Source organism: Oligosphaera ethanolica (assembly GCF_030814695.1).
Taxonomy (GTDB): Bacteria; Verrucomicrobiota; Lentisphaeria; order Oligosphaerales; family Oligosphaeraceae; genus Oligosphaera; species Oligosphaera ethanolica.
On sequence record NZ_JAUSVL010000001.1, the window covers coordinates 5,220,471 to 5,245,652 of the forward strand.

Sequence of the window (25,182 nt, forward strand, 5' to 3'; positions counted from 1 at the left end):
CAGAAGCGCTGAAAGCGCGAAACATACCAGCCCAGGGCAAGCACGCTGAAAGCGTGCGCCGCCCTGGGTACAACGGCGACCATGTTCGTGTTCCTCGGCCCCTTTTGCCCCAGTCGGCGAAGCTGACTGGAGCAAAAGGGGCAATGAAACTCACTTGCTTACCTGGGATTGACATCGGCGGCATGTTTGGCCGCCATTATCAATGGGTGACCGATTACGTTGCGGGCCTGACAATTTCAGCCCGGGCGCTGCGGTTATTTCCTACCCTCGATGGCCTTGAGCAGGCGCAACGCGGCCTGCTGCCGCGGCGCGGCGGGCTGGGCATCGCCAAATTTGGCGAAAAAGTCCTGCTTCCCGTCGTCGCCGAGAATGCCCCGGTAGTATTTGCGGGTAGCGTCGAGGAGCGTCTGCGCTTCGGCGTCCCGGCCGAGTTCCTGGAAGGCCAGAACCTGGCAGTAGGGCACGTCGAGATAATTCAGGCGCTGATTGAGGATGCTTTCCGGATAGGTCTTCGCCACAGCCTGCGCGAAAGCCGCGGTCGCGCCACTCGTATCGCCCAGCGCCTTGCAGGCCATGCCGATGTAGTAGTGTAACTGGTGACTGCGCACGTCATGATAGGGACGCCCGACACCGAGGTTCAACGGGTATTCCAAGGCCGTGACAAAGTCCTCCTTGGCCAAAGCCGCGTCGCCAGCCGCCAGGCGCAGCTTGCCGCGACTGAGATGGGCATCGACAAAAGCATCGTGGACAATCACTTCGTTGCCCTCCCAGACATAGAAACGCCGATTGCCGATCAACGCCAGCGCGTCGTCGTAACGGCCGCATTGATTGAGGAGGACTATTTCGCGCAGCAGCAGATCGTCTCGTTCCTTGGCCACGTCCTGCCGGGCCTGCAGAAATTCCAGGCGCTTCTCTGCTGGCACCTTCTGCCGTTCGGCAATGCGGTCGAGCTCGCGCAGAAAGATCGGATTGGCGGGCTCGCAGGCCATGGCGTCCTGCATGGCCCGGTCGGCTTCATCATGCCGATTGGCCTTGGCGTAGGCCTGACTCAAACAGAAGCAGAGATTGCCCATACGCAGACCGAGTTCGCGAGCCTTCTCCCACGCCGCCAGTGCCTCAGCAGGCCGTTCCAAGTAGCGCAGCAGACAGCCGAGGTAATACCAGGCATGGCTGTCGTCAGCGTTCAGTGCCAGCGCATTGCGCAGCACCTTCTCGCTTTCCCAACGGAAGGGAAAGCAGTAATCGGCCGGTGCGGCCGCGCCCAGTTTGCACGCGGCCTGCGCTTCGTTCGTCCGCCCCAGCCGACTGAGGCAATACGCGCGGTAATAATGCAGCAACGGATAGCTGCCGTCATCACCCAGCTGCAGCAGCGCCCTCTGCCAACTCCCAGCGCCTATGGCCACGCAGGCATTTTCCAGCCGCATCTGCACCGGGTCAGCCAGGCGATAGTCGTCGTTGAACACATCGCTGGTGAGGATCTTTTCCAGCCGCCGCGCCCGATCGCCAGGGCGTTCCTGCAACAATGCCCCGGCTTCCACCGGCCGTCTCGTCGCTATGGCGATTTCCGCCAGGGCGTAGCTGGCGGCTTGCTGCCAGGCGGGGTACCAGCACGCCTGATACAGGCAATCTTCCGCCTCGGCGTTCTTCTCCTGCGCCTGCAAGACTACGCCGAGGTAGTAGAACACATCGCCATTCTGCGGCGTGGTGTTATTAGCTGTTGCGCGGCCGACTGCCCGGCGCAGCAGCTCTTCGGCGTCCTGCCAAAGGCCCTGTTTGGCGCGGCGAATGGCCACCGCAATGGTCGTCCGATAGTCGTTCGGGTCTCGCTTCAGCGCCTCGGCGTAATACGGCTCCGAGCTGATCACGGAGTTGTGGAACTGCTCCAGGCGCTGCGCGGCATAGTAGAGCTCCTCGACGGTCGCAAAATCCTCGGGCTTCGCTGGCGGCCTGGTGAGCGTCGGCGTGACGGCGGCGGGCTTGGTGAGCGGCTCGCTGTAGCTGATAATGTGCTTGCCATCTCCCGTCCTCAAGATCAAGGTCATGCCCGGCGTCAGTGCCAGCGGCAATTCGGCAGTGAATACCTTGGTCGGCGACAGATCGACCGTCCAGTCCTTGATGGCTTTCCCCGCGCTGTCCCACAGCGCCACCCACGCGCCGGCAAAAATCTGCGTGGCCTGCACGCCGATGAAGAGGCCTTGAGCCGTCGCCGACAAGTTGATCGCGACCAGCGGATTGGCACGCTTGACCACCCCGATCTCGCGAATGGGATAAAAGAACTGCTCGGCGCACTTCTCCTCGCCGGGCTGCAGCCACGTGTAGTCCGGCTGGTTGTCCGAATAGGCGCCGGCCATGAGCTCCAGGTACGGGCCATTGTCGTCAGTAAGATTCTTGTCCCAGGTGCGGGCATGCTCATTGTTGCCCCAGAGAAAGAACTTCTTGCCCTCGGCAAAATGCCGGTCCGCGCAGATGATCACGCCGCTGCGCCGCCCGTGGTCGTAACCGCCAAAGAAATTTTCGCGGCTCTTGCCGCAGAAGAACGAGCTCGGTGCCGGATGGTTTTTCCAGAAGCTCAGATCGGTCTGTTCGAAGTGAATGCCCTTGAAATCGCCGTTGAATACTGGCCAGGCGCATGCCTGGTCCTTCGCGTGGTAGATCGCGTAGGTCGTGTCGGGCGGAAATATGACCTGGTAGTCCTCGTTGGCATGCACAGCCGCATTCGCCCAGTAGAGGAAGGAATGCGGCAGGGCCGTGTAATTGCAGAAACGCAAACGCACCCGCAGGCAGGAGCTGCCCGGCGACAGGGTCAGACCCACTTCCGAACGCAAACGGTGGCGCCGCTCTGTCTCGGCCAGCCAGATGGTCGCCGAGCCGTCAGCGCTCTCTTCCAGCCGATAGTCAATCGGCGTAAAGGTGGTCGTGCGGTGGTGATGGGGAAAATTCCACTCGACGCCGCCGGAAAACCACGCCCCCAGCACGCCAATCAGCGCCGGTTTGATGACGTCCTGCCGGTAGAAAAAGTCGTAGCCGTTCACCTTGTCCACCGCGCGAAACAGGCGCCCGCCCAAATCGGGCAGGACACAGTAGCTCACATAGTCATTTTCCAGGGTGAGACAACGCCATTGTCGGTCGCGGCGCTCTGCCGTAAGCTTGTCTTGCAACGCGTAGGGATAGACATGCCCCTGCGCGCCTTGATTGCCGCGCCCTTCATAAAAAATCGGCACCGTCGGCGACACGCCAATGCCATAGGTCGGAATGGTCAGGACTTCTTCAATAAGTCGGGTTTTGTTCAACATCACGTCGTGTTCCGAATAGTGTTTGTGACTTTTTTCAATGCTGTCGCAACGACAGCGATCAACAACAATGCTTGTTACTGGCGGCTGCTCAGGCCTTGCCCATGGCGGTCAGCGCCCGCGTCAGCGCGGCGGCGTTCTCCGCCAGCTGATTCTTGTCCCGCTGGAAACAGCCGACGGCGGCAATATCGCCAGCCTTGAGCTGGCTGAAGGCCTCGCGAAAAGCCTCTTCCACAATCGCCGGCGTCTCCTCCGCGCGGTGATGGTAAAACAACTGGCCACCAGCCAAGACCTTGAAGGCGATGCAGGGCTTGCTGACCTGCCGCATCGCCGACAGCATCAGCGGCCGATCTTCAGCATAAAATTTCATGTGTTTGGGCTTGCCGGTGATGAACGAGCTGAGCTGGCCGTCACCGCGCTTGCGGGTGTTATGCAGGCAACCCACGTAGAAATCGCAGCCCCACTCTTCCTCTTCGGCCTGCAGAATCGTTTCCGGCACGTGGGTGCCCAGGCCAATATGCACCCCGCTGTCCTTGACCATCTTGATGCGGTCCTTGATGACCTGCGCCTTGCCTTGCTCCATCAGACCGTCGGTCGTGGTGCCCTGGTGGTAAATCCCCAACGGCTTGAGTTCCAACATCTGCCGCAGGTTGACCGCGAAATCCAGAGCCGGATAGGGCTGGAAGATAATCTCCAGCTCCTTGCCGCAGTTACGGTAGTGCCGCAGCGCCCGCAGCATGAAGTCGCAGGCCAGCGGCAACCACGTGTTGTAGCCCAGCCGCAGACCCTCGTCCATCGCCGCATGCACCGTCGCCTCCGTGTAGTAGTCCAGCATGTCGTCCTTGGAAATCAACTCCGGGATGTAGCTGTGGCCATTGACCGGATTGTCACCAATGATCAGACGCGACACGCGCTTGCCCAAAAATTCCACCTGCGGCAACATGGCAATACCCTCCTGAATGTCGGACTCCATGGCGAGTTGATAAGCCGAACAAAACACCCATGCCATCAAGTGTATACGCCATTCATGGGTCTGCAAACAGCCATACCACTTTTTCGCAGCAAGCAGTCAGTAACCACCCCGGTGAATTCCCTGCCGGGGCAGTTACTGACCGATTACCATTATCCTGCGGCAAATTGCACTTCGTCCCTTGTCTTGACGAAACAAAAATGATATACTAGCCAAGATTCCGGCAATGAGAATTGCAGCCTGCAAACACATCCCCAATACACAAAGGAAACTCATGCGCAAAGTTTTCACCCTCATCGAATTACTTGTCGTGATTGCCATTATTGCGATCTTGGCGGCCATGCTGCTGCCGGCCTTGAGCAAAGCGCGCGAAAAAGCCCGCAGTATCTCCTGCACCAGCAACCTGAAACAGCTGGCGCTGGCCAATGCGATGTACACGGACGACCACGAAGGCAACATCACCCCCGGCTGGTGGGGCGGCGTCATCGCCAAGGCCTGGTGGCAATTCCTCCCCTCTTATTATGGCGACAGCAAAGTGCTCATCTGCCCCAGCAAGAGCGACTATTCACGCGGCTACGGCGCCAGCCGCAACACCGGTGGCAACTACACCTCCATACACCAAACGCAAATCCCCAACCCAGCCTTCACCTCGTTCTTTGCCGACGCTCAGCGCTGCACCAACGCCGTTGCCGGCAATACCAACGCCGCCACCTGGCCACCTCTGGCCGATGCCGTCACCCACTGGCAGTGGATGTGCCCCGGCGGCTTCACTAGCCAAGGCACCTCGCCTTTCGGGTCTGCCTCCGATGACAACAACCGCCGCGCTGTCCCCCGCCATAACGAAGGCATGAACGTATCTTTCCTTGATGGCCACGTGGCCTGGATGAACTGGCGCAACTTCTACGGCCCGCTGCTCAACGGCCACGCCTACGGCTCCGCTGACAACCACTGGGACAACAAATAAGCCACGCATCCGGCGACGAATACACCTGGCGGCTGAGTGATAACACACCCAGCCGCTTTTTTTTGTAACCGGTTAGGGATTGATAACCAAAACTGTGGTGCCTCTACGAGGCACTGTCTGTTGGCAGGCTGCGTCCCCAGGCTAAAGCCTGGGGTTAAGCATGGTTAAGCGCCTACGGCGCAAAAACATGGATATTTAATGGTGGTGGTTTTCGACCCGAACCGGACAAAGCAAGTCGTCAGATCGGCCAAGTTCGGCCCGGAGGGCCGCACCATGCATAACCCCGGGTGAGGTGCCCGGAGGGCGCCGCAACCCGGGGTATGATAGCAGGTTAGAATTGCGCCCGGAGGGCGCCACATTGGCGAGGCACGTCGCGTCCCATGCGCCAGACAGATGCATATCGTGCATCCAATATCAATGGCTGACTGATTACCTTTTTTTGTCCCGTCATAGGTGTTCTCGCGTGCACTTATTCACCCCGGGGTTATTATGTCACTGTGCGTTTTTCCCCGGATCTACTACGGCAAAGCCGTCAACCACCAGAAAAGGAGTGACTTATGCTGAAATCATGCTTTTTCGCGGCTTTCATTGCGGCCTGTGTCGGCTACGGCGAGGTCATCGAAAACGCCTTCCTACGCGTCACGGCCGATCCCCAAAACGGTCGTATCGACGTTGTCGACAAACGCAACGGGCAACGCTGGCAACAGCCGGCAACTGCGGCCCTGCAAAGCACCCCGCCATTGACACTTGCGGACCTTAGCAGCCAGACTAAAGACGTCGCCAGCGCGGGCAACCGCATTGACATCACGCCGGCCATGACCGCCGATGCCAAAAAGATCGACGGCCCGGCGGACTGCTCCGCCACACTCCACCTCGGTCGCACTGGCGATACCCTCCTCCTCACACTATCCGTGACGGACGACGTGCTCATGCCCCCCGAAGCCGACCGCCGCGACTGGTGGGAACGCGACTCCGTCGAATTCTGGCTAGGCAGCACCCAGTATGCCATCCGCATCGAGCCCGGTCAGGTCGAAATCGTGAACGCCAATGGGACGGCGATGGGCATTTTCGCCGAGGTCAAACGACTCAAAGACGGCTACCACGTCGCCGCCGCCCTGCCCCTCACACTCGCCGTCAAACTGCCGATCAAGGCCGGTCTGACCATACCCTTCGCCCTGGGCATCAACGACTGCGACAGCCCCTCCGGCCGGGAGGGCCAGCTCTACTATCCGCGCACCTGGGTCCATTCGCAACCCGCCACTTTCCTGCCGCTGCTCCTGGCACCGGCGCCCGAAAGCGCCACGACCGCAAAAACCGCACTGACGCCAGCATTCCAGAATTTCGCCACGCTGCCCGATGAGGACGGCTGGTCATGGCAGGCCACCAGCAGCGACGGCCCTACCCGCGCCGTGCGTTGCCGCCTGGTCGGCGCCGAACTGCAGTTCAGCGAAAGCGCCATCGGCGAAGACGCTATGAAACGCAGCATCCCCAGCACGCGGGGCTTCCTCCTCGACAGCCCTGACGGCGCACTGCTTGTAGCCGATTACAGCAACGGTCACTTCTATCCCCTCAACGAAACGCCCTTCCGCCGCTCAGCCATGAGCGGCGGCAGCACCCTCGACATGCCATGGATCGGCATCTTGGACATGACCAGCGGCGGCGGCTATGCGGTCATTTTCGATTCGCCAGACGACGTCAATATCAACATGGCCAAAATCGACCTGGCCACCGGCTGTACCCACGTACCGCAACTCTCCTGGGCTGCCCGCAAAGGCCAGTTCGGACCGGACGCACGCAGCTACCGCTTCTACTTCACCGACCGTGGCGGCTATGTCGATCTGGCCAAACACTGGCGCGGCATCGCCAAAAACACGGGCTACCTGGTCACCCTCAAGGAAAAAGCCACCCGCAACCCCAATGTCCATAAACTCATGGGCGCGGCCGATATCTGGGGCGGCGGATCACTCTCCTTCGCGCAGGAAGCCAAAGCCCACGGCATTGACAAGCTGCTGATCAATGGCCCGTCTTCGCCCGAAGTCACCGCGGCCATGAACGATCTGGGCTATCTCACCGGCCGCTATGACAACTACACGGATATCCTCCCCCTGCGGGAAAACGAAGGCGTCGACAGCGCCCGCGGCCGCATCCCCGAAGACTGCGTCATGGAGCAAGACCAAAGCCGCAAGAAGGCCTGGCTGACTTTCGACAAAAAGACGCAGTACATGAAGCGCTGCCCAGCCCTATGGCTGCCCGCCGCCCAGATCGTCATGCCCAAAGACCTGGCTAAAATGCCCTACAACACCCGTTTCATCGACGTAACTACCGCCGAAAGCCTCTATGAATGCTACGACCCGGAACATCCCTTGGACCGCACGGCCAAACGACGTTGCGGCGAAGACCTGCTGGCCTACGTCGGCGAAACCCTCAATCTGGTCGCCGGCGGCGAACACGGCCGCTGGTGGGGCGTCAAGTCGCTGCATTACGTCGAGGGAATGATGTCCGGCGGCTCCTACTCCTGGCCGGCCGGGCACCTCCTCCGCCCCAAAACCAAAGACCACAATCTCTGGGAACCTGAAAAGCCCACTGACCGCTTCCCGCTCTACGAAAAATACGGTATTGGCCACGAAACACGCCTGCCCTTGTGGGAACTGGTCTTCCACGACTGTATTTCCACTACCTGGTACTGGGGCGACGCGACCGACTTCCTCATCGACGCCGCACCCGAAGTCACCGCCAAAAAAGATGCCTTCAACATCCTCTATGGCAGCATGCCACTCTACTGGGTCAATCAACACGGCCTCTGGCAGCGCGACCGCCGGGCTTTCCTCAGAAGCTATTTCCACGTGAGCAAGATGCACGAAACCGTCGGCATGGCCGAAATGCTCACCCATGAATTCCTCAGCCCCGATCGCGCCCTGCAACGCACAACCTTCAGCGACGGCACTATCGCCGTGGTCAATTTCGCCCCGGAAGTCCGCACCATCGACATCGCCGGTGAAAGTTACGCCCTGCCGCAAAACGGCTTCGCCGTCGTCGGCCCCGCGCTACGCCAGTCATTGGTCGCGCGCAACGGCATGCAATTCTCGGAAGTCAGCTGTGGCGATTTCCTCTTCCGCAGCGCCATGACCGCCGACGGCAGCGGCGAGCTCAGTGTCATGCAGGCCACAAAACTCGCTCCCGGCCGGCTGCAGTTGACCATCATGGGCAAAGGCATGACACTGCCCACAAGCCATTTCGGCAAGCGCTCATTCTTCGCCAAACTCTTCGGCCGTCCCGAACTGTCCGGCCTGACCGCCTACCGCCTCGATGCCGCCGGCAGCCCCGAGGCACTCGTTGCTGTCACCGTCACCGACGCCGGCGTCGTCCTCCCAGATGATGGCACTTTCCTCCTGCTTTGGGACGACGCCGCCCGTCAGCCCGATCTCGTCTTTGGCACCAGCACAGCCAAAGGCCACTATCTCGCCACGGAAACGCCGACCGTCGCCTTCGCCATCAGCAACGTCGGCCAGCAAGCCAGCACAGCAACCCTGCGCGTCTATGCGGACGCCGTAGCGCCCGAACGTATGATCGCCCAAGCCGCCCTCGCCAAAATCCCCGTCGGCGGCAGCGTGACACAGTCGCTCGCCCTCGATCTCAGCCACTTGGCCGGCCGACACCACCTGATCGCCGAACTGACCACGCCCGATAAATATCAGGACCTCATGCCACGCAACAACCGCAGCCACTGGCCCTGCAAAATCAATCTCGATCTCAAGGACTTCCCCCTGCAAAAGACCATCACCATTCAGAATGGCGATGTCGATCGCGTCCTCGAACCGGTTTCTCTCAAGGTCGATTTTGCTCCGCTGCTGGACAACCAGGCCGCGCCCATCCTGGCTGACAACGTCCGCGTCTTCCAACAACTCGCCGACGGCAGCCACTGCTTGGTCGATTACGCGCAATTCACGCCCGCAGAGGGCTTCGACGGCCTCAAGAACGCCGCCGGCGACATCGACTTCTGCTACTCGACGCCGGCAGGTGGCAGCAGCATCTTCGTCATCGCCGCCAACCAGACAACCTCGCAGCCCCTTACGAGCCAGGGCACCGGCTTCCAGCTGTCCACCATCAGGCACGGCGAGGGCAGCTACCAGGGCGACAACTATGCGCTGGCCTTCCGCGACGGCGTTATCATGGACCTGATGCCCGTCACCCCCCAAGGACCCGGCCCCGACTTCCTGTCCTCCCTCGTGGTCTCATCTGAAAGCACCGGCTGGTCTCGCGAAGAGCAAGCCGATCTGAAGCGTTTCGAACTGCTCAAAAACGGCCCGGCGCTGACCGAACTCGTGGTGGCCAAAACGCTGCGCAATGGCGTCAACTACACGAAGACCTACAAACTCTGGCCAGGGCGCTTCACGGTTATCGTGTCGCTAGACAAATCCGCCGGCGGTCTCTACTCGCGCGGCTTCTATTGCGCCGATGCCGATTTCCTTGACGATAAAGGCAACCGCACCCGCATGGGCCTCGGCGAAGGCGCCCAGGGCATCTACAACGCCAACAAAGACCCGCAGTGGTTTGCCCTCCGCGGCGACGGCTGGGCACATTCCTGCGTGGCAACCACCACGGCTTTCGACAACATCGCCTTCTGGGACTCCAAAGGCGATACCAATAAAGGCCAGATCGGCTTCACTACCGCCAAAACCGACCAGCTCCACTACACCTACTTCATCCACAGCCAACAAGCCGACTTCGCTTTCGCCAGCAAAGACTACCAGCGCGCCAAACACCCCGCCACCGTCATCGCCGAGTAAAGCACCGACGCATGGCGACTGCTTTCGATGGCTCTCGACTGGGGGGACCGCCGGTCGCCCCAGTAAAAATCGACTGCTCTCGACTGCCATCGACTGCTCTCGACTGCTCTCGACTGCCATCGACTGCCATCGACTGCTCTCGACTGCTCTCGACTGGCCTCGACTGCTCTCGACTGCCATCGACTGCTCTCGACTGCCCTCGACTGCTCTCGACTGCCCTCGACTGCTCTCGACTGCTCTCGACTGCCCTCGACTGCCATCGACTGCCCTCGACTGCCCTCGACTGCCCTCGACTGCTCTCGACTGCTCTCGACTGCTCTCGACTGCTCTCGACTGCCATCGACTGCTCTCGACTGCCATCGACTGCCCTCGACTGGCCTCGACTGCCATCGACTGCATTTTGCGTCATTCTGGTTGAAAACCCCGTGACTACACGATAGTTTTTTGCCTGTCCTCGGAATTTGCCTTCTGGCATGCAATGATACCCCACCCACACCCTCCACCACCCAGGATTTCCACCGACCATGCGCACCTCCTTTATCCCCGGCGAGCTCTGGCCCGATGACCACGGCGTGCACATCAACGCCCACGGCGGCGGCATTCTTCAGCACAATGGCTCCTACTACTGGTATGGCGAGCACAAGATCGAGGGCACGGCCGGCAATTCCGCGCAAGTCGGCGTACACGTCTATGTTTCCGACGACCTCTACAACTGGCGCGATGGCGGCATCGCCTTGGATATTCGCGACAACCGCGTGCCCGAGCTGCCTACCGGCTGCGTCCTCGAACGCCCGAAAGTCCTCCGGTCGCGCACAACGGGCCAATTCGTCATGCATTTTCATTTTGAGTCCGACAAGCGCTACGACGACGCGGCTATCGGCTTTGCGGTCGCAGACCATCCCCTCGGCCCCTTCGTCTTTCACCACGTGCAACGGCCCGTTCCCGGCCACTGGCCAGTAAACACCCCACCGGAGCTCAAGGACTCCGAGTCCATCAAACAGGCCAAAGAGATTTACGCCCAGGGCGGCAAGGCCATCCGGGCGCACGCTAACGACGCCAATCTCCTCGGCGCCTGCATTGAGCGCGGCCAGGAATCACGGGACATGGGCGTCTTTGTTGACGACGACGGCACGGCCTATCAGGTCTATTCGTCAGAAATGAACAGCACTACCCACATTGCCGAGCTCACCCCGGACCTCCTCGGCTACACCGGCCGCTTCTGCCGCATCTTCGTCAAGCGCTTCATGGAGGCGCCCTGTATCTTCAAACGCCATGGCAAGTACTACTTCATCGGCTCGGGCTGCACCGGTTGGAAACCCAACGCCGCTCGCTCGGCCGTCGCTGAGTCGCTCTTCGGCCCCTGGGAGGAACTGGGCAATCCCGCCTGCGACGAAGACGGCGATACCACCTACCGTAGCCAAAGCACCTTCGTCCTGCCACTAGCCAACGATCAGTACATCTTCATGGCCGACCGCTGGACGCCCGAAAACGCCATCGACGGCCGCTATCTCTGGCTGCCGATTCAGTTCGCCGACGACCGTCCACTCATCCACGCCCCCGCCGAATGGCGACTCAAACTGTAAGTACACGCTGACCCCTTAGCCCGTTTCATCGTCGGATATCCCACCACCCGCCCCGTCGTGAACAAGGAGAACGCACATGGCCCAGTACTTCGACTACAACGCTCGCATGGCCGTACCTGACCAGCTCTTCACGCCCCTCCACGGTGTCAAACTCACCGGCGGGCTCTTCCGCAAGGTCTTCGACAACAATGTCCAGTTCAATCTTAAACGCCTGGACATGGACCGCATGCGCTACTGGTTCGACATCAAACAAGGCCGCACGCCCAAAGCCGAACGCTACAGCGGACACTTCGAAGACAATCTCAAGGGCCAGACCGCCTCGCAGTATCTCATGGGCGCCGGCAACGCCCTGCGCTGGGAAGAACACAAAGGCCTGCGCAAGGGCGTCAGCGAAGTCATTGACTTCATCACCGAAGCCGCCGAAGATGACGGCTGGCTCATGCCCTTCGACAAAAACGACTTCGCCCGTAAGGAATACCCCCATTACGTCCGCATCTGGCTGACCTACGGCCTGATCGCCGCCGCCCGCGGTGGCGACAAGCGCGCCTTCCCGCTGCTGCGCCGCTGGCAGGACTGGTTCAACCGCTGCCCCGATCTGCCGGTGATCAAGTATCTGATGCTGGCTTTCCAGGGCGTTGTCGCCTCGCCCAGCGTCTTCGTCACCGAAATCGGCTGTCCACAGGACATGCACATCTGCCGGGAAGTCTATGAAGAGACCTGGCGCCTGGCGCAATTCATCGGCCACGAGCGCGACGCCGTGCACATCCGCCGGCAGCCCGGCCGCGAGCCCCATCCCCACGGCAGCGAACTAGAAGCCTTCGAGGGCTACCTTGATCTCTATCGCTTCTTCGGCGCGCCATACTTGCTCAATGCCGTCAAGGGTTGCTGGGACCTCTACGTGCAAGACTGGCAGCATCCCGGCGGCGGCATCGTCATGTGCGAAGCGTCACCGGACGCCCACCCCGGCTGCAACTACTTCTACAAGAACTACAAATACAACGAACTGTGCTGCTCGTCCTTCTGGCTCCACCTCAATCAGCGCCTGCACCGGCTCTTCCCTGACGACGAACGCTACGTCTTCGAAGTCGAGCAGAGCCTCTACAACATCGCCATCGCCAACCAGAATGGCGACGAGGACATCCGCTACTTCGCCTTCCTCGACGACACCAAGGCGCCCCCAGTGCGCCCCAACCACTGCTGTTCAGGCGTCGGCACCCGCATCTTCGGCTCCCTGCCTGAATACCTCTACACCATGACCAAAGACACGCTCAGCTGCGATATCTACGCCCCTTCGCAACTGCAATGGGAAAGTGCCCAGCAGCTCATCACCCTCGACCAGGAAAGCGGCTTCCCCGACGACGGCAAGGTCGCTCTGCGCTTCAGCATGGCGCAGCCACAGGAATTCACCCTCCGCCTGCGCATTCCGCGCTACGCCACCGCCGACGTGCCCATCAAGCTCAACGGCAAAAAACACTGCGTCGGCAAACCCGGCAGCTACGTGGTCATTTACCGCCAATGGCGTGAAGGCGATGCCATCAGCTTCGACATCCCCATGGGCTTCGCCGCCATCCCCTACAAGGGCGACAACGCCGTCGAGGGCTTCGATCGCTGTTCCTACACCTACGGACCGCTGCTCATGGCCGTCGTCGGCAAACGCAATCACGACAAAGGCATCGTCCTGCCTGGCAAAGCCGCCGATCTCATCGGCCGCCTCAAGGCCGGCAAAAAGACCCTGTCCTTCGCCATCAACGGCTGCCCCGGCTACAAGGTCCAACCTTATTACGAATTGCAAACCGAGACCTTCAGCTGCTTCCCCATGTTCAAAGCCGACAGCAGCGCCAAGAAAGAATAAGCGCCGCTCACCAGACCAGCGACATCCGCCACCGTTTCGTCACCCACCACTGCTCCGGGAGAACAAGCAATGAAACAGCTCCTCACCAGCATCATCGCCGTGGCCGCCGTCGTCCTGAGCGCCTCGGCCGCCCGCGGCCAAAGCATCGCCGCCGGCAGTCTCAGCGCCACTTTCGAACAAGGCCGCATTGTCAGCCTGCGCAACCAAAGTGGCCGCGAGCTCCTCCAGCCATCCGACGCAACGCTCTTCATGGTCGGCTTCGTGCCCAAGAGCAGCCCCGGCGACAAAGTCATCTGGCTCCCTGCCAGTGACGCCAAAACCGTCACCAGCGCCATGGTGGACAATCGCCTCGAAATCACCTACAGCGACTTCACCGACTACCCCGGGCTGGTCGTCACCTGCGTCATCAGCGCCGCTGGCGACGACCTCCGCTGGGACCTCCGCGCCACCACGCCGAATAACCTCTTCGTCCTCAACTTCAATTACCCCGTGCTAAACCTGGCCTTTGACGACGAGGCAAAATCCGTCGCCCTCCAGGGCTCAACCAAGGGCGGGCTGTTCACGCCTGCGCTGATGAAGGAAGGCGGGTCCTCGCGCGTCAGACAGCCCGGCAGCCTGGCCGCGCAATTCTCCGCCCAGCTCTACACCAAGGACATGTTCTACACCATGACGCCCGATACCGCCGCCTGGCCCAAAAGCAACCACTTGATTCGCCAGGCGAATGCCTGGCGCTGGTTCTGGAACATCCACTGCACCCTCGAAGGCGGCGACTGGAGCAATCCCTACCCCATCCTGACCCGCTGCTGGCAAACACCCGATGGCCGCGACATCACCTGGCATGACGCCGCCGAACTCTACAAAACCTGGGCGAAAAAACAATACTGGTGCCGCCAGACTTTCCTTGAGCGCGACAATATCCCCGCCTGGCTCAAACAGGGCCCAACCCTCATCCGCTTCCACCGCGACTGGCTCGCCAAGCCCGAAATGATCAGCGAGTGGGTCCGCACAACCTGGAAAAATGAATTCGCTGACACGCACCTCATCGTCGCCCTCTGGGGCTGGGAAAAAGTCCACACCTGGATCACCCCGGATTACTTCCCGGTCTTTCCAGACAACGAGCGCTTCGCCGCCATGACCAGCGCCATCCGTCCCCTCAATGCCCATCCCTTCCCTTGGCCCTCCGGCTATCACTGGACGCTGTCCTTCAACAAGCGTGCCGACGGCAGTTTCGAGTGGGTCGATCAGGAACGCTTCGATCAGCGCGCCCGCAAATACGCCATCCACAACATCGACGGCACGCTTTACGAACGCCGCGCCGGCTGGCTCCGCGGCGGCGTCAATGCCTGCATGTGCCCCGGCGAAGAATGGACCCGCCGCTGGTGGAATGAAGAAATCTGCCGACCGCTGGTCAAGCTCGGCTGCGATATCATCCAGGTCGACCAGGTCGTTGGCGGCAACTTCCCTGCCTGCTACCACCCCGATCACGCCCATCCCAAAGGCTACGGCCGCTGGATGACCGACGTCTTCACCGATCAGCTCAAGTCCATGTACAAGACAATGGGCGAGGACATCGCCGATCCCGTGGTCTGCATCGAAGAACCCAACGAGGTCTTCAACCACCTCGTCGGCCTCCAGGACTACCGCAACTGCCAAGTCGATTATCCATGGGCATCCGTCTTCAACTACATCTACCACGAGTACCTGCCCTGCTTCCAAAGCAACCCCAGGCACGGCGACATCGTCTGGCAGGCCTTCTGCGCCGCCGATGGCCAGATACCCCACATCAACGCCAGAAAGCCCTCCGCCGACGGCATGCTGCTGGACAACGGCGGCTTCGAACTGAGCACCGAGACGCTCATCCAGCCCGGCTGGGAAAAGGTCAACGGCTACAAAGGCGTCACCTGGGACGGCGCGGCTGACATCGTCAGCGAAGGCGTCCATAGCGGCCAACAGGCGTTGCGTCTGGACACCACGCCCGACCAAATTGTCCAAGTGTCCCGCAATATCAACATCAACCAGGATACCTTCGTCGCCAACGGCCAGTACCGCCTGAGCGCCTGGCTCAAAACCGAACGCCATCAAGAACCCAATCACATCGGCTTCGCACTCTTCGCACCGGGCCTGGGCAGCACCGGCGTCGGCGGCAGCCTGATCTTCCCAACACCCGAAGAGGGCTGGGTCCTGCGCCAACAGGAATTCACCGTACCCGAAGGCGCCGAGATGATCCGCATTATGATCAACACCCGAGACGACTCACGCACCTACGTCGACGATGTCCGCCTCGAAGCCCGTCAGCCCGACGGCAGCTGGCAGGACGTCGCCTCTAGCCGCCTCGCCACCAGTCAACAATTCCAGCAAAACTGGGTTCGCGCTTACCGCGACTACAGCGCCTGGCTGCAGCACGGCGAAATGCTCCCGCCACCCAAGCTGGACTGCGAGACCACCAACTACCAACGCTGGCAGCCGCCGGTCATCTTCCATAATCGCTTCCGCGCCGCCAACGGCGAAGAAGCCGTGGTGCTGGTCAATGCCACGAAATCAGCCCAGGTCGGCACCCTGCACTGGCAGGGCAAAGCCACCCCCATCAATCTCCAGGCAGACGAAATCCGCGTCATAGCCGCCAAAGACATCCGCTGACTAACGTCATTCGCCGTCCGGTACGAAACCGCGCACTGCCATCGCCCGCAGTGGTCGCCGCAGGCAATCCCATGGTCGCCACCGGTGCGGCAAAACAAGGCGCTTGGATACAAAATAAACGGCGCTCCGAAACGGCTTTTCTGCCTCGGAGCGCCGGTGTTATTTTCGTTTGAATGCCTGCGTTCTTGTCAGCCGGCCACGATTGCCTTCAGCCCAGCAACGGACGCCTTCACGCACTCCAGCGGGCTCTTGCCATCGGGATAACTCTCCTGCTCAATGGTCAGCCATTCAGTACCGCCGACCTGATTACAGGCAGCGACCACGTCCGACCATGGCACGGAGTCCAGACCGATGATCGCTTTCTTGCCCGCGTCGCCACGGCGCGCCATCGGTTTGATGTGCACAGTGCCAAAGCGCCCGGGATACTTCTTGATCAGCGCCACCGGGTCCTGTCCGGCATGGAAGGACCAGCCGCAGTCCTGTTGCAAGACGACGTCCGCAGGCGTGTTGTCGGCAAAAAGCTCGAAGAAGCTCTTGCCCTCGTGCTGTTTGAATTCCGCCGTGTGATTGTGGTAACCACAGGCCATCCCCAGGGGCTTCAGTTTTTCCGCCGTGGCGCTGTACAGCTCAGCCAGCGCACGCCATTTCTCCGGATTGGTGAAGTCCTTGTCACCAGGCACAATCAAGTACTTGCAGCCAATCGCCTGGTGGAAATCAATCGTGCGCTGGAGATTATCGCCGCGAAAACTGCCCGTGCCGATGTGCGTGCCCGCAGCGACCAGCCCGAGGTCATCCAGGCGCTGCCGCAACTCCTTGGCCTTGCCGCCGTAACCATGGTAGCCGGCAAACTCCACGCCGGCGATGCCCAACTTGCCAACCTCAGCCAGCACGGCGTCAAAGTCCTTCTTGCTGTCCTCCCGCAAGGAATACAGCTGCAACGCAATCCGAGCCGGCTTTTTGCCGCCATCCTGACCCATCACGGCCCGCGGCAACAGGCCCGCAGCCAACGCGCTCAACCCCGAAGCCTTCAGAAAATCCCGCCGGTTCATACTACGCAGTTCCATACTAACCTCTCTTTGTGCACCAAAAACACACAGCCGCTGCCGTCGAATATCAACTGCGGCAATAGTCGCGTCGCGACACCATCAGCCTAACAACGACGCCAAAAAACTACGTTCGCCCCTACCATACTAGCCTGAATCCCACCTGGCGAGACACCGCAGGCTAATTTGCCCAGCAAAAAAAACGGCACCCGGGGAATATCGTCCCCCAGGGTGCCGAAAGATGCTTCGCGTCGCGCGCCGACCAATGCCTCAGTCTCGCTACGCCATCAATGTTTGTTGGTACGAGACCACCAGCATTCACTCTGTTTGCAGGGTATGGTCTCGGGCTTGTACCAGGCGGCACGGCCATCAGCAAAGGCATAGTTGCAGCCGTTGTTATGACGAATGGCCGCTTCTGGCTGGAAAGCGCCCAGACTGCTTGCCATCCGTCGACTGAAACCAGCGTCATTACTCTGGATATTGAACTCGTGCGCTGTGCTGTCGCCCATGATGATCGCCACCGATGGCATGGTCACACTCCCCAGCGAACAGCCCAGAGTCGCATCGGGCGCGCCGCCATCCCAGTGAATGTGGTTGACGCCGGTTCCGCTGCCAAGCGTCGCTTCACCAACGACAAACTTGCCCGCATTGCTATAGGTGGAGTACTTGCCACCCGAGTAAGACGGACATTCGAACATCTTGAGATCCGAGCAATACTGGTAGGCAAACACCCGCCATGACGCCTGCTTGTCCCACGACGTCTGCGCGGGATCAACCGTGTAACGCGATGTCAGCAAACGATCGTAGTCGTCGTGGTACATCAGATCGGCCAGGGCCAGCTGCTTGTGATTGGACGTACAGGATATTTGCCGCGCCTTCTCCCGCGCCTTGCTTAACGCCGGTAATAGCATCGCCGCCAATATCGCTATAATCGCAATCACCACCAACAGCTCAATCAGCGTGAAGCATATCACTCTCTTCAACATGGCTAACCCTCCTTGTTTTCCTGCACGCAAAACCAACGCCGTCATCCCGGCAGCGTCGACCTGACAATGCTACCAAGCTACCACCTAACAAAACGTTATGCAAGTTGTTAACCACAGAAACACGCAAACTTAACCAAGTCATCCTCGTCCACGCTGTCCACGCTGTCCACGCTGTCCACGCTGTCCACGCTGTCCACGCTGTCCACGCTGTCCACGCTGTCCACGCTGTCCACGCTGTCCACCCTGTCCAAGCTGTCCACGCTGTCCAAGCTGTCCACGCTGTCCACGCTGTCCACGCTGTCCACGCTGTCCACTTTGTCCACGTCCACCTGTGGTTTTTCTCATTGCATCTTTGCCCTGCAGCTATATAGTAATGACTCGTGATAAGTCAAAAGCCCCGCCTTGCGGGCGCTGACGGCGCGTCACACCACTGTATTTCCGCGGCGACACGAAGCCCTTTCGGCTCACCTGCTCCCGCGACCATATCCTGTACTGACCCCGAAGATCCGTTCTGAGGGTAAGGCAAGCAGTCTGACAACATTACACCGGCGCGCCCAAGCTTCACCCAAGCGAAGCCAACGCAAGCCATTTCGGAAAACTCGGCCGGCTTAACCGCCGCCACCGTCTTCTGCCGATCATGTCAAGGCACTTTCCCTTACCCGGAAAGTGCCTTTTTTGTTGTTTTCCAGATTACAGCCCGCCAAGGACAGGACAAACAAGCATGAACAAACGCGTAGCACTCATCGGCATCGTCGTTGACAACAAAGAGTCTGCAGAGCCCCTCAACGCCCTGCTGCACTGCTACGGCGAGTACATCATTGGCCGCATGGGCCTGCCCTATCCTCAGCGCGGCGTGTCCATCATCAGCGTCGCCGTCGACGCCCCGGCCGATGTCATCAGCGCTCTGGCCGGCAAGCTCGGTATGATCCCCGGCGTCAATTCCAAAACCATCTACGCCAAACTCCCCCAGGAATAGCACATGGCCAGCACGAACAGCACCTATATCGACGAATTACGCGCGCACGGCCGCCTCAGCCATCAGCAGTGGCTGGTACTGCTCATTGCCGCTCAAAACAACCCGGCCTTCGCGGAGGAAATCCGCGTCTGCGCCCACGCCATCCGCGAACGCTATTTCGGCCGCACGGTGTACATTCGCGGCCTGATTGAGCTCAGCAACTACTGTCGGAACGACTGCTTCTACTGCGGCATCCGCAAAAGCAACGGCGAGGTCAGCCGCTATCGCCTCAGCCTAGACGAAATCCTCGGCTGCTGCCAGGTCGGCTACGACCTCGGCTTCCGCACGTTCGTCCTCCAGGGCGGCGAAGACGCCTGGTTCAACGACGATCGCCTTGCCGAACTCGTCGCGGCCATCCGCACGCATCATCCGGACTCGGCGATTACGCTGTCCCTGGGCGAGCGCAGCCGCGAGAGTTACGAGCGGCTTTTTGCCGCCGGCGCCAACCGTTATCTGCTGCGGCACGAAGCGGTCAATACCGAGCTTTATGCGTCCCTGCATCCCGCCCGGCAACGCCTGGCCACTCGCCTGGACTGCCTGCGCAATCTGCAGGCCATCGGCTTTCAAACCGGCGCGGGTTTCATGGTTGGCGCGCCCGGCCAAACACTGGCGCATATCGCCGAAGACATGGTGTTTTTGGGCGACTTCCGGCCGGCCATGGTCGGCATCGGCCCCTTCATCCCCCAGCATGCCACGCGTTACGCCCACGAGCCGGCCGGCAGCGTCGATCTCACGCTGATTCTGCTCAGCCTCATCCGCATCATGCTGCCCAATGTGCTCTTGCCAGCAACCACCGCCCTGGGCACCATGGACCCACAGGGACACGCCAAGGGCATGCGCGCCGGCGCCAACGTCGTCATGCCTAATCTCTCGCCCGCCGACGTCCGCGGCAAATACCTCCTCTACGACAACAAAATGTCCTTCGGCAGCGAGGCCGCCGAGGGGCTGGATACCCTGCGACAACGCATGGCTGCAGCCGGCTACGAGGTCGTCGTTGCCCGCGGTGACCAGCCGCCACTGCAAATCTGACAACAGACAGCCACGCGCCAATCACCACATCAAATAACAACTTTCATTTGCGCAATATTTGACCACCACCCACAGAAAGAAAAACACCATGTACGATCCCAAATCACCGCATGCCGAAGACTTCATCAACCACGATGAAATTTTGGCCACCCTCGCGTATGCCGACGCCAACGCCACCAATGCCGAACTGATCGACACCATCATCACCAAGGCCGAGTTGCGCAAAGGCCTCAGCCACCGCGAAGCGTCCGTCCTGCTGGCCTGCACCCTCGAAGACCGCAACCAGAAAATCTACGCACTGGCCGAGCAGATCAAAAAAGACTTCTACGGCAACCGCATTGTCATGTTCGCGCCGCTGTACCTATCCAACTACTGCATCAACGGCTGCGTCTACTGCCCATATCACCTGAAGAACAAGCGCATACCGCGCATCAAACTCAGCCAGGACGAAATCCGCCGCGAGGTCATCGCCCTCCAAGACATGGGCCATAAACGCCTCGCCCTCGAAGCCGGCGAAGACCCCGTCAACAACCCGCTCGAATACATCCTCGAAAGCATCAAGACCATCTACAGCGTCAAGCACAAAAATGGCGTCATCCGCCGCGTCAATGTCAATATTGCAGCCACCACCGTCGATGACTACCGCAAGCTCAAAGACGCCGGCATCGGCACCTACATTCTCTTCCAGGAAACCTACCATAAAGACAGCTACGAAAAACTCCACCCGACTGGCCCCAAGCACGATTACAAATGGCACACCGAAGCCATGGACCGCGCCATGCAGGGCGGCATTGACGACGTCGGCATCGGCGTGCTCTTCGGCCTGGAACGCTACCGCTATGAATACGCCGGCCTGCTCATGCACGCCGAGCACCTCGAAGCCGCCATGGGCGTCGGCCCACACACCATCAGCGTCCCGCGCATCAAGGCCGCAGACGATGTCGACCCCAGCAGTTTCGACAACGGCATCAACGAAGACACCTTCGCCAAGATCGTCGCCTGCATCCGCATCGCCGTGCCCTACACCGGCATCATCATCTCGACCCGTGAAAGCCAGTCCTGCCGCGAACGCGTGCTGCACCTCGGCGTATCGCAGATCAGCGGCGCTTCGCGCACCAGCGTCGGCGGCTACGCCGATCCTGAACCCGACGACGCCAAATCCGAACAGTTCGAGCTCAGCGACCGCCGCACCCTCGATGAAATCGTCCACTGGCTGATGAACATGGGCTACATACCCAGCTTCTGCACCGCCTGTTACCGCGAAGGACGCACCGGCGACCGCTTCATGTCACTCTGCAAAAGCGGCCAGATCCTCAACTGCTGCCACCCCAATGCGCTCATGACCCTCAAGGAATACCTCATGGACTACGCATCGCCAGAAACCCGCCGCATCGGCGAAGAGCTCATCGCCCGGGAAATCGAGAAGGTCCCGCGGGAAAAAGTCCGCGACATCGCCAAGCGCAATCTGGCCGCCATCAACGATGGCCAGCGCGACTTCCGCTTCTGAACCCGCCGCAAAGCGCACTGCATGCCGCATCGACCAGCACCACTGACAGACAACGCCCTCGGAGGATCCACCCAATGGGTATGAATGACACGCCCCTCGCCAATCGCGTCCACATCGGCATTTTCGGCCGCCGCAATGCCGGTAAGTCCAGTCTGATCAACGCAATCACTGGCCAGGACCTCGCTATCGTCTCGGCAGTCAAAGGCACCACCACCGACCCCGTTTTCAAGACCATGGAAATCCTGCCCATTGGCCCCGTCGTGCTTATCGATACCGCCGGCACCGACGACGATAGCGAGCTCGGTGCCCTGCGCGTCAGCAAAACTCGCCAAGTCATCAACAAAAGCGACGTGGCCGTTCTAGTCGTCGACGCTGCCGAGGGCCTCAACAGCGACGACCGGGACCTGCTCGCGCTCTTCCAAGCCAAGAATATCCCCGCCGTCGTTGTCTTTAACAAGAGCGACCTGGCGCCTGCACCGGCGCCAGCAGTTGCCGGCGTTCCCGCCATCGCCGTCAGCGCCCGCAGCGGCGAAAATATCCACGCGTTGAAAGAGCTCATCGCCACCCTGCATAAACAGGAGCACAGCGCGCCGCTGGTCGCCGACCTGCTGCAGCCTCAGGATCTGGTGCTGCTGGTGATTCCCGTGGATGCTGCCGCGCCCAAAGGCCGGCTGATTCTGCCACAACAGCAGGTCATGCGGGACATCCTCGATGCCGACGCCGTCGCCATGGCCTGCCAGCTGCCGGCATTGCCCGACATCATGCGCCGCTACGGCCAAGACATCCGTCTGGTCATCACCGACAGCCAGGCATTCGCCGAAGTCGGCACCGTCGTGCCCGACGACATTCCCCTGACGTCCTTCTCCATCCTCTTCGCACGCTACAAAGGCATTCTGCCCGCCGCCATCGCCGCCGCCAAGGCCATCGAAGCCCTCGCCGACGGCGACCGCGTCCTCATCTCCGAAGGCTGCACCCACCACCGTCAATGCGACGATATCGGAACCGTCAAAATCCCCCGCTGGCTCAAGCAGTTCAGCGGCAAGAACATCGTCATCGAAACCAGCTCCGGAACGCAATTCCCCGAAGACCTCCGGCCCTACAAAGTCATCATCCACTGCGGCTCGTGCATGCTCAACGAACGCGAAGTGCGCTACCGCTACCAATGTGCCGCCGACCAAGGCGTGCCTATGACCAACTACGGGCTCGTTATCGCACACGTCAACGGCATCCTCCAACGCGCCATCAAACCGCTGGCCTGAAGTGTAACCGCCATGGACTTGATGAACTAGCCATAGACCGGCTGTCCGCCGCGTCCACTGAGTCCACTCTGCCTGCGCCCCCACCCTCACAAGCGCAAAAAGCCCCCCGGGTCATTGCTGATCCGAGGGGCTACAATGTCTGTTGCTAGCGTTCTTGCTCGCTTCAGCCCGCAGTCACGGTTTCCACGATGGGCAGAATGTTGACGCTGCGGTTGGTCTTGCCAAACTGCACCACGCCGTCGCACAGCGCGAACAGAGTGAAATCACGGCCCAAGCCGACGTTCTTGCCCGGCCGGAAGACGGTGCCGCACTGGCGGACGATGATGCTGCCGGCGCTGACGGTCTGGCCGCCGTAGGCCTTCACACCACGGTATTTCGGATTGCTGTCACGACCGTTGCGGCTTGAGGATTGACCCTTCTTATGTGCCATAATAGTACCTCCATTCGACGTTCATATATGATGACTATGCCTTGATCAAAGCATGACTTAGCAACAAAGATTATCAAATATAGCCCCAAAAGCATGAACTGCAACGAAAAACAAGCCCATTTCCAGGAAAAATCATAACCGGGACGCCATTGATAACAGCCGGCCACCAGCGCCGCCTCTTTCCGGGCGGGACACTGAGCGTTTTTATGGACGCAATGGACACATCCTGGCCGTCGCGCCAGTGAGTCCCCGGTGTCCCGGCAGTCCACAACCGGTCCCCAGCGTCCAAGGCGTCATTCCCCATGGTCCAGAAAGTCCCCACAGTCCAATCCATGGGACCATGCCTCATGAGTCCGTGAGTCCTCGCCCCAGCGCGCAGTCGCCAAGGTGTCTCCCCGGTCCCAGTGGTCCTCCGGCACCGGCAAATATCAATCACTCCTATGTAACCTGCTGCCGCAAAGGTCGGCGGTAATCAAGGTTGAATGACTGGGCGGCGGCGGGCCGTGGGTTTCCTGCAAATTGTCCCCGGTGTTTTCCCCACCGGGGTGGTTACTCCTATGAAACACGCTGCCGCAAAGGTCGGCGGAAATCAAGGTCGGATGGCTGGACGGCGGCGGGCCGCAGGTTTCCTGCAAATTGTCCCAGCGAAGCGCCGGGGTGTACACTGACCGATTACCTTCGGCGACACTGGTCACCACACGCGTCGTTTGCACTTGGCGCCGCCGGGGTTATTGTTCGCCCGGTCTTGCCCCGCGCACACCGCCTTGGGCAACGGGGAGTAGTTCTGATAACAGAATTTCGGGAGGTCTGTACTCATGCCAGCAAACAAAAATCAGCTGTTGCGCCTCCAGGTCATTGTTGAGTTGTTGCGCAAGAACAGCTTCCCCAATTACAACCTCTTCATGGCCGAAATGAAGCGGCGTGACCCTGCCGGAGCATACAATCTGTCAGACAAGACGTTTCAGCGCGACATTGCCGTCTTGCGCACGGAATTTGGGGCACCAGTCGACTACGAGCCGACTGAACACGGCTTTTTTCTGACCGACCTCGACTGGTACTCAGAAAAACTCATGGTCGAGCCCTTTGAGATGAAGAGCGCCGTTCTTGGCCAAATGGCTGCGCAGTCCCTGATGCCCGAACCCCTGCGCTCAGAAATCAATAAGGCCGTGCAGGCACTGCTGACCCGCAATAAAACGGGCTTTGGCGATTCGGCTGAACTTGACATGATGCAGGTCATCAACCCAGTGCAACTGCCGCTCTCACCAGATATCTTTTGCACCGTCTTCAAAGCATGGGAAAAACGGCGGCGGCTGCGTCTGAGTTACAGCACCGCCAAGGGCAAGGAAAGCGACAAAATCTTTGAACCCCATGTGATCGCCTGGCAGGCCGGCGTCTGGTATCTCAAAGGACGTCTGGTCGGCACACCGAAATACCGCTACAGCAAACCCCTCAACACCATTCTCGCCCTGCATCGCATCAGCGCCGCCGAGATGACTGACGAGTCCTTCGCCAGTGACAAGCATCTCCTGGACGGTATCAACGATGGCAAGCTGTTCAATTTCCCGCGCCTGGCGGAAGTCCGCCTGCACGTCCAAGCCGATTCCGCCAAACCCTTCCGCGAACGCTATGCCAACAAGCCGAGTTGCCTGCAGGAAAAGAGCGATGGCTCCCTACTGCTGACCCTGCACGATGTCGCCGAACACGAAGCTATCGATCTGATCTTCTGGGCCCGCGGCCAGGTCAAAGTCCTCAGCCCCGACTCGCTCCGCCAGGCTGTTGTCGGCATCGCCAAAACTGTCCTGCGCCTGCAAAGCTGAGCCAACTCCTGTC

The 25,182-nt window shown here is 60.3% G+C and carries 17 protein-coding genes; 10 read left to right on the forward strand and 7 right to left on the reverse strand.

Annotated features, from left to right (window positions below):
* Positions 1-254 precede the first annotated feature (254 nt).
* Positions 255-3,293 (reverse strand): DUF5107 domain-containing protein, encoded by a 3,039-nt coding sequence (locus tag J3R75_RS18065; protein ID WP_307264656.1) that lies wholly within the window; start codon positions 3,291-3,293, stop codon positions 255-257.
* An 88-nt stretch (positions 3,294-3,381) separates the two neighbouring features.
* Positions 3,382-4,299, reverse strand: a complete 918-nt coding sequence (locus J3R75_RS18070; RefSeq protein WP_307264659.1) for a hypothetical protein — start codon at positions 4,297-4,299, stop codon at positions 3,382-3,384.
* Positions 4,300-4,534: 235 nt separating this feature from the next.
* Here J3R75_RS18070 and J3R75_RS18075 point away from each other — a divergent pair, with 235 nt between their 5' ends.
* The 5 genes from J3R75_RS18075 to J3R75_RS18095 all read left to right on the forward strand — a co-directional run bounded on the left by J3R75_RS18075 (position 4,535) and on the right by J3R75_RS18095 (position 16,083).
* Positions 4,535-5,224, forward strand: coding sequence for a DUF1559 family PulG-like putative transporter (locus J3R75_RS18075; RefSeq protein WP_307264661.1), 690 nt, complete (start codon positions 4,535-4,537; stop codon positions 5,222-5,224).
* A 557-nt stretch (positions 5,225-5,781) separates the two neighbouring features.
* On the forward strand, positions 5,782-10,011 hold the full coding sequence (locus J3R75_RS18080) for a glycoside hydrolase (RefSeq protein WP_307264663.1): 4,230 nt from the start codon (positions 5,782-5,784) through the stop codon (positions 10,009-10,011).
* A gap of 524 nt (positions 10,012-10,535) precedes the next feature.
* Entirely contained in the window at positions 10,536-11,594 is a 1,059-nt protein-coding gene (locus J3R75_RS18085) for a glycoside hydrolase family 43 protein (RefSeq protein WP_307264665.1), read from the forward strand.
* Between the two features lie 76 nt (positions 11,595-11,670).
* Positions 11,671-13,446, forward strand: coding sequence for a beta-L-arabinofuranosidase domain-containing protein (locus J3R75_RS18090; protein WP_307264668.1), 1,776 nt, complete (start codon positions 11,671-11,673; stop codon positions 13,444-13,446).
* Positions 13,447-13,515: 69 nt separating this feature from the next.
* Positions 13,516-16,083, forward strand: a complete 2,568-nt coding sequence (locus tag J3R75_RS18095) for a DUF6259 domain-containing protein (RefSeq protein WP_307264671.1) — start codon at positions 13,516-13,518, stop codon at positions 16,081-16,083.
* Positions 16,084-16,271: 188 nt separating this feature from the next.
* On the opposite strand, the gene J3R75_RS18100 is transcribed toward J3R75_RS18095, so the two are convergent.
* The 3 genes from J3R75_RS18100 to J3R75_RS18110 form a co-directional block, all read right to left on the reverse strand.
* Positions 16,272-17,147: a sugar phosphate isomerase/epimerase family protein gene (locus J3R75_RS18100; RefSeq protein WP_307264673.1), complete on the reverse strand. Its 876-nt coding sequence runs from the start codon at positions 17,145-17,147 to the stop codon at positions 16,272-16,274.
* Between the two features lie 266 nt (positions 17,148-17,413).
* Positions 17,414-18,112 (reverse strand): DUF1559 family PulG-like putative transporter, encoded by a 699-nt coding sequence (locus J3R75_RS18105; protein WP_307264675.1) that lies wholly within the window; start codon positions 18,110-18,112, stop codon positions 17,414-17,416.
* Positions 18,113-18,219: 107 nt separating this feature from the next.
* Positions 18,220-18,441 (reverse strand): hypothetical protein, encoded by a 222-nt coding sequence (locus J3R75_RS18110; protein ID WP_307264678.1) that lies wholly within the window; start codon positions 18,439-18,441, stop codon positions 18,220-18,222.
* A 392-nt stretch (positions 18,442-18,833) separates the two neighbouring features.
* On the opposite strand from J3R75_RS18110, the gene J3R75_RS18115 reads away from it, so the two are divergent.
* From J3R75_RS18115 to hydF, 4 genes are all read left to right on the forward strand, one after another.
* Positions 18,834-19,088: a TM1266 family iron-only hydrogenase system putative regulator gene (locus J3R75_RS18115; RefSeq protein WP_307264680.1), complete on the forward strand. Its 255-nt coding sequence runs from the start codon at positions 18,834-18,836 to the stop codon at positions 19,086-19,088.
* A 3-nt stretch (positions 19,089-19,091) separates the two neighbouring features.
* Entirely contained in the window at positions 19,092-20,156 is a 1,065-nt protein-coding gene (gene hydE / locus J3R75_RS18120; protein ID WP_307264682.1) for a [FeFe] hydrogenase H-cluster radical SAM maturase HydE, read from the forward strand.
* Between the two features lie 88 nt (positions 20,157-20,244).
* Positions 20,245-21,663 (forward strand): [FeFe] hydrogenase H-cluster radical SAM maturase HydG, encoded by a 1,419-nt coding sequence (gene hydG, locus J3R75_RS18125; protein ID WP_307264684.1) that lies wholly within the window; start codon positions 20,245-20,247, stop codon positions 21,661-21,663.
* Positions 21,664-21,737: 74 nt separating this feature from the next.
* Positions 21,738-22,922 carry a [FeFe] hydrogenase H-cluster maturation GTPase HydF gene (gene hydF, locus J3R75_RS18130; RefSeq protein ID WP_307264686.1) on the forward strand — a complete coding sequence of 395 codons (1,185 nt, stop codon included), beginning with the start codon at positions 21,738-21,740 and terminating at the stop codon, positions 22,920-22,922.
* A gap of 163 nt (positions 22,923-23,085) precedes the next feature.
* Here the strand turns inward: hydF and rpmA are convergent, their stop codons facing one another.
* The gene (gene rpmA / locus J3R75_RS18135; RefSeq protein ID WP_307264690.1) at positions 23,086-23,352 is read right to left on the reverse strand and encodes a 50S ribosomal protein L27; all 267 of its coding nucleotides are present in this window, start codon (positions 23,350-23,352) and stop codon (positions 23,086-23,088) included.
* 428 nt (positions 23,353-23,780) lie between these two features.
* Complete coding sequence (locus J3R75_RS18140; RefSeq protein WP_307264693.1) at positions 23,781-24,017, reverse strand: hypothetical protein; 237 nt, start codon at positions 24,015-24,017, stop codon at positions 23,781-23,783.
* A 150-nt stretch (positions 24,018-24,167) separates the two neighbouring features.
* On the opposite strand from J3R75_RS18140, the gene J3R75_RS18145 reads away from it, so the two are divergent.
* Complete coding sequence (locus J3R75_RS18145; protein WP_307264696.1) at positions 24,168-25,169, forward strand: helix-turn-helix transcriptional regulator; 1,002 nt, start codon at positions 24,168-24,170, stop codon at positions 25,167-25,169.
* Positions 25,170-25,182 lie beyond the last annotated feature (13 nt).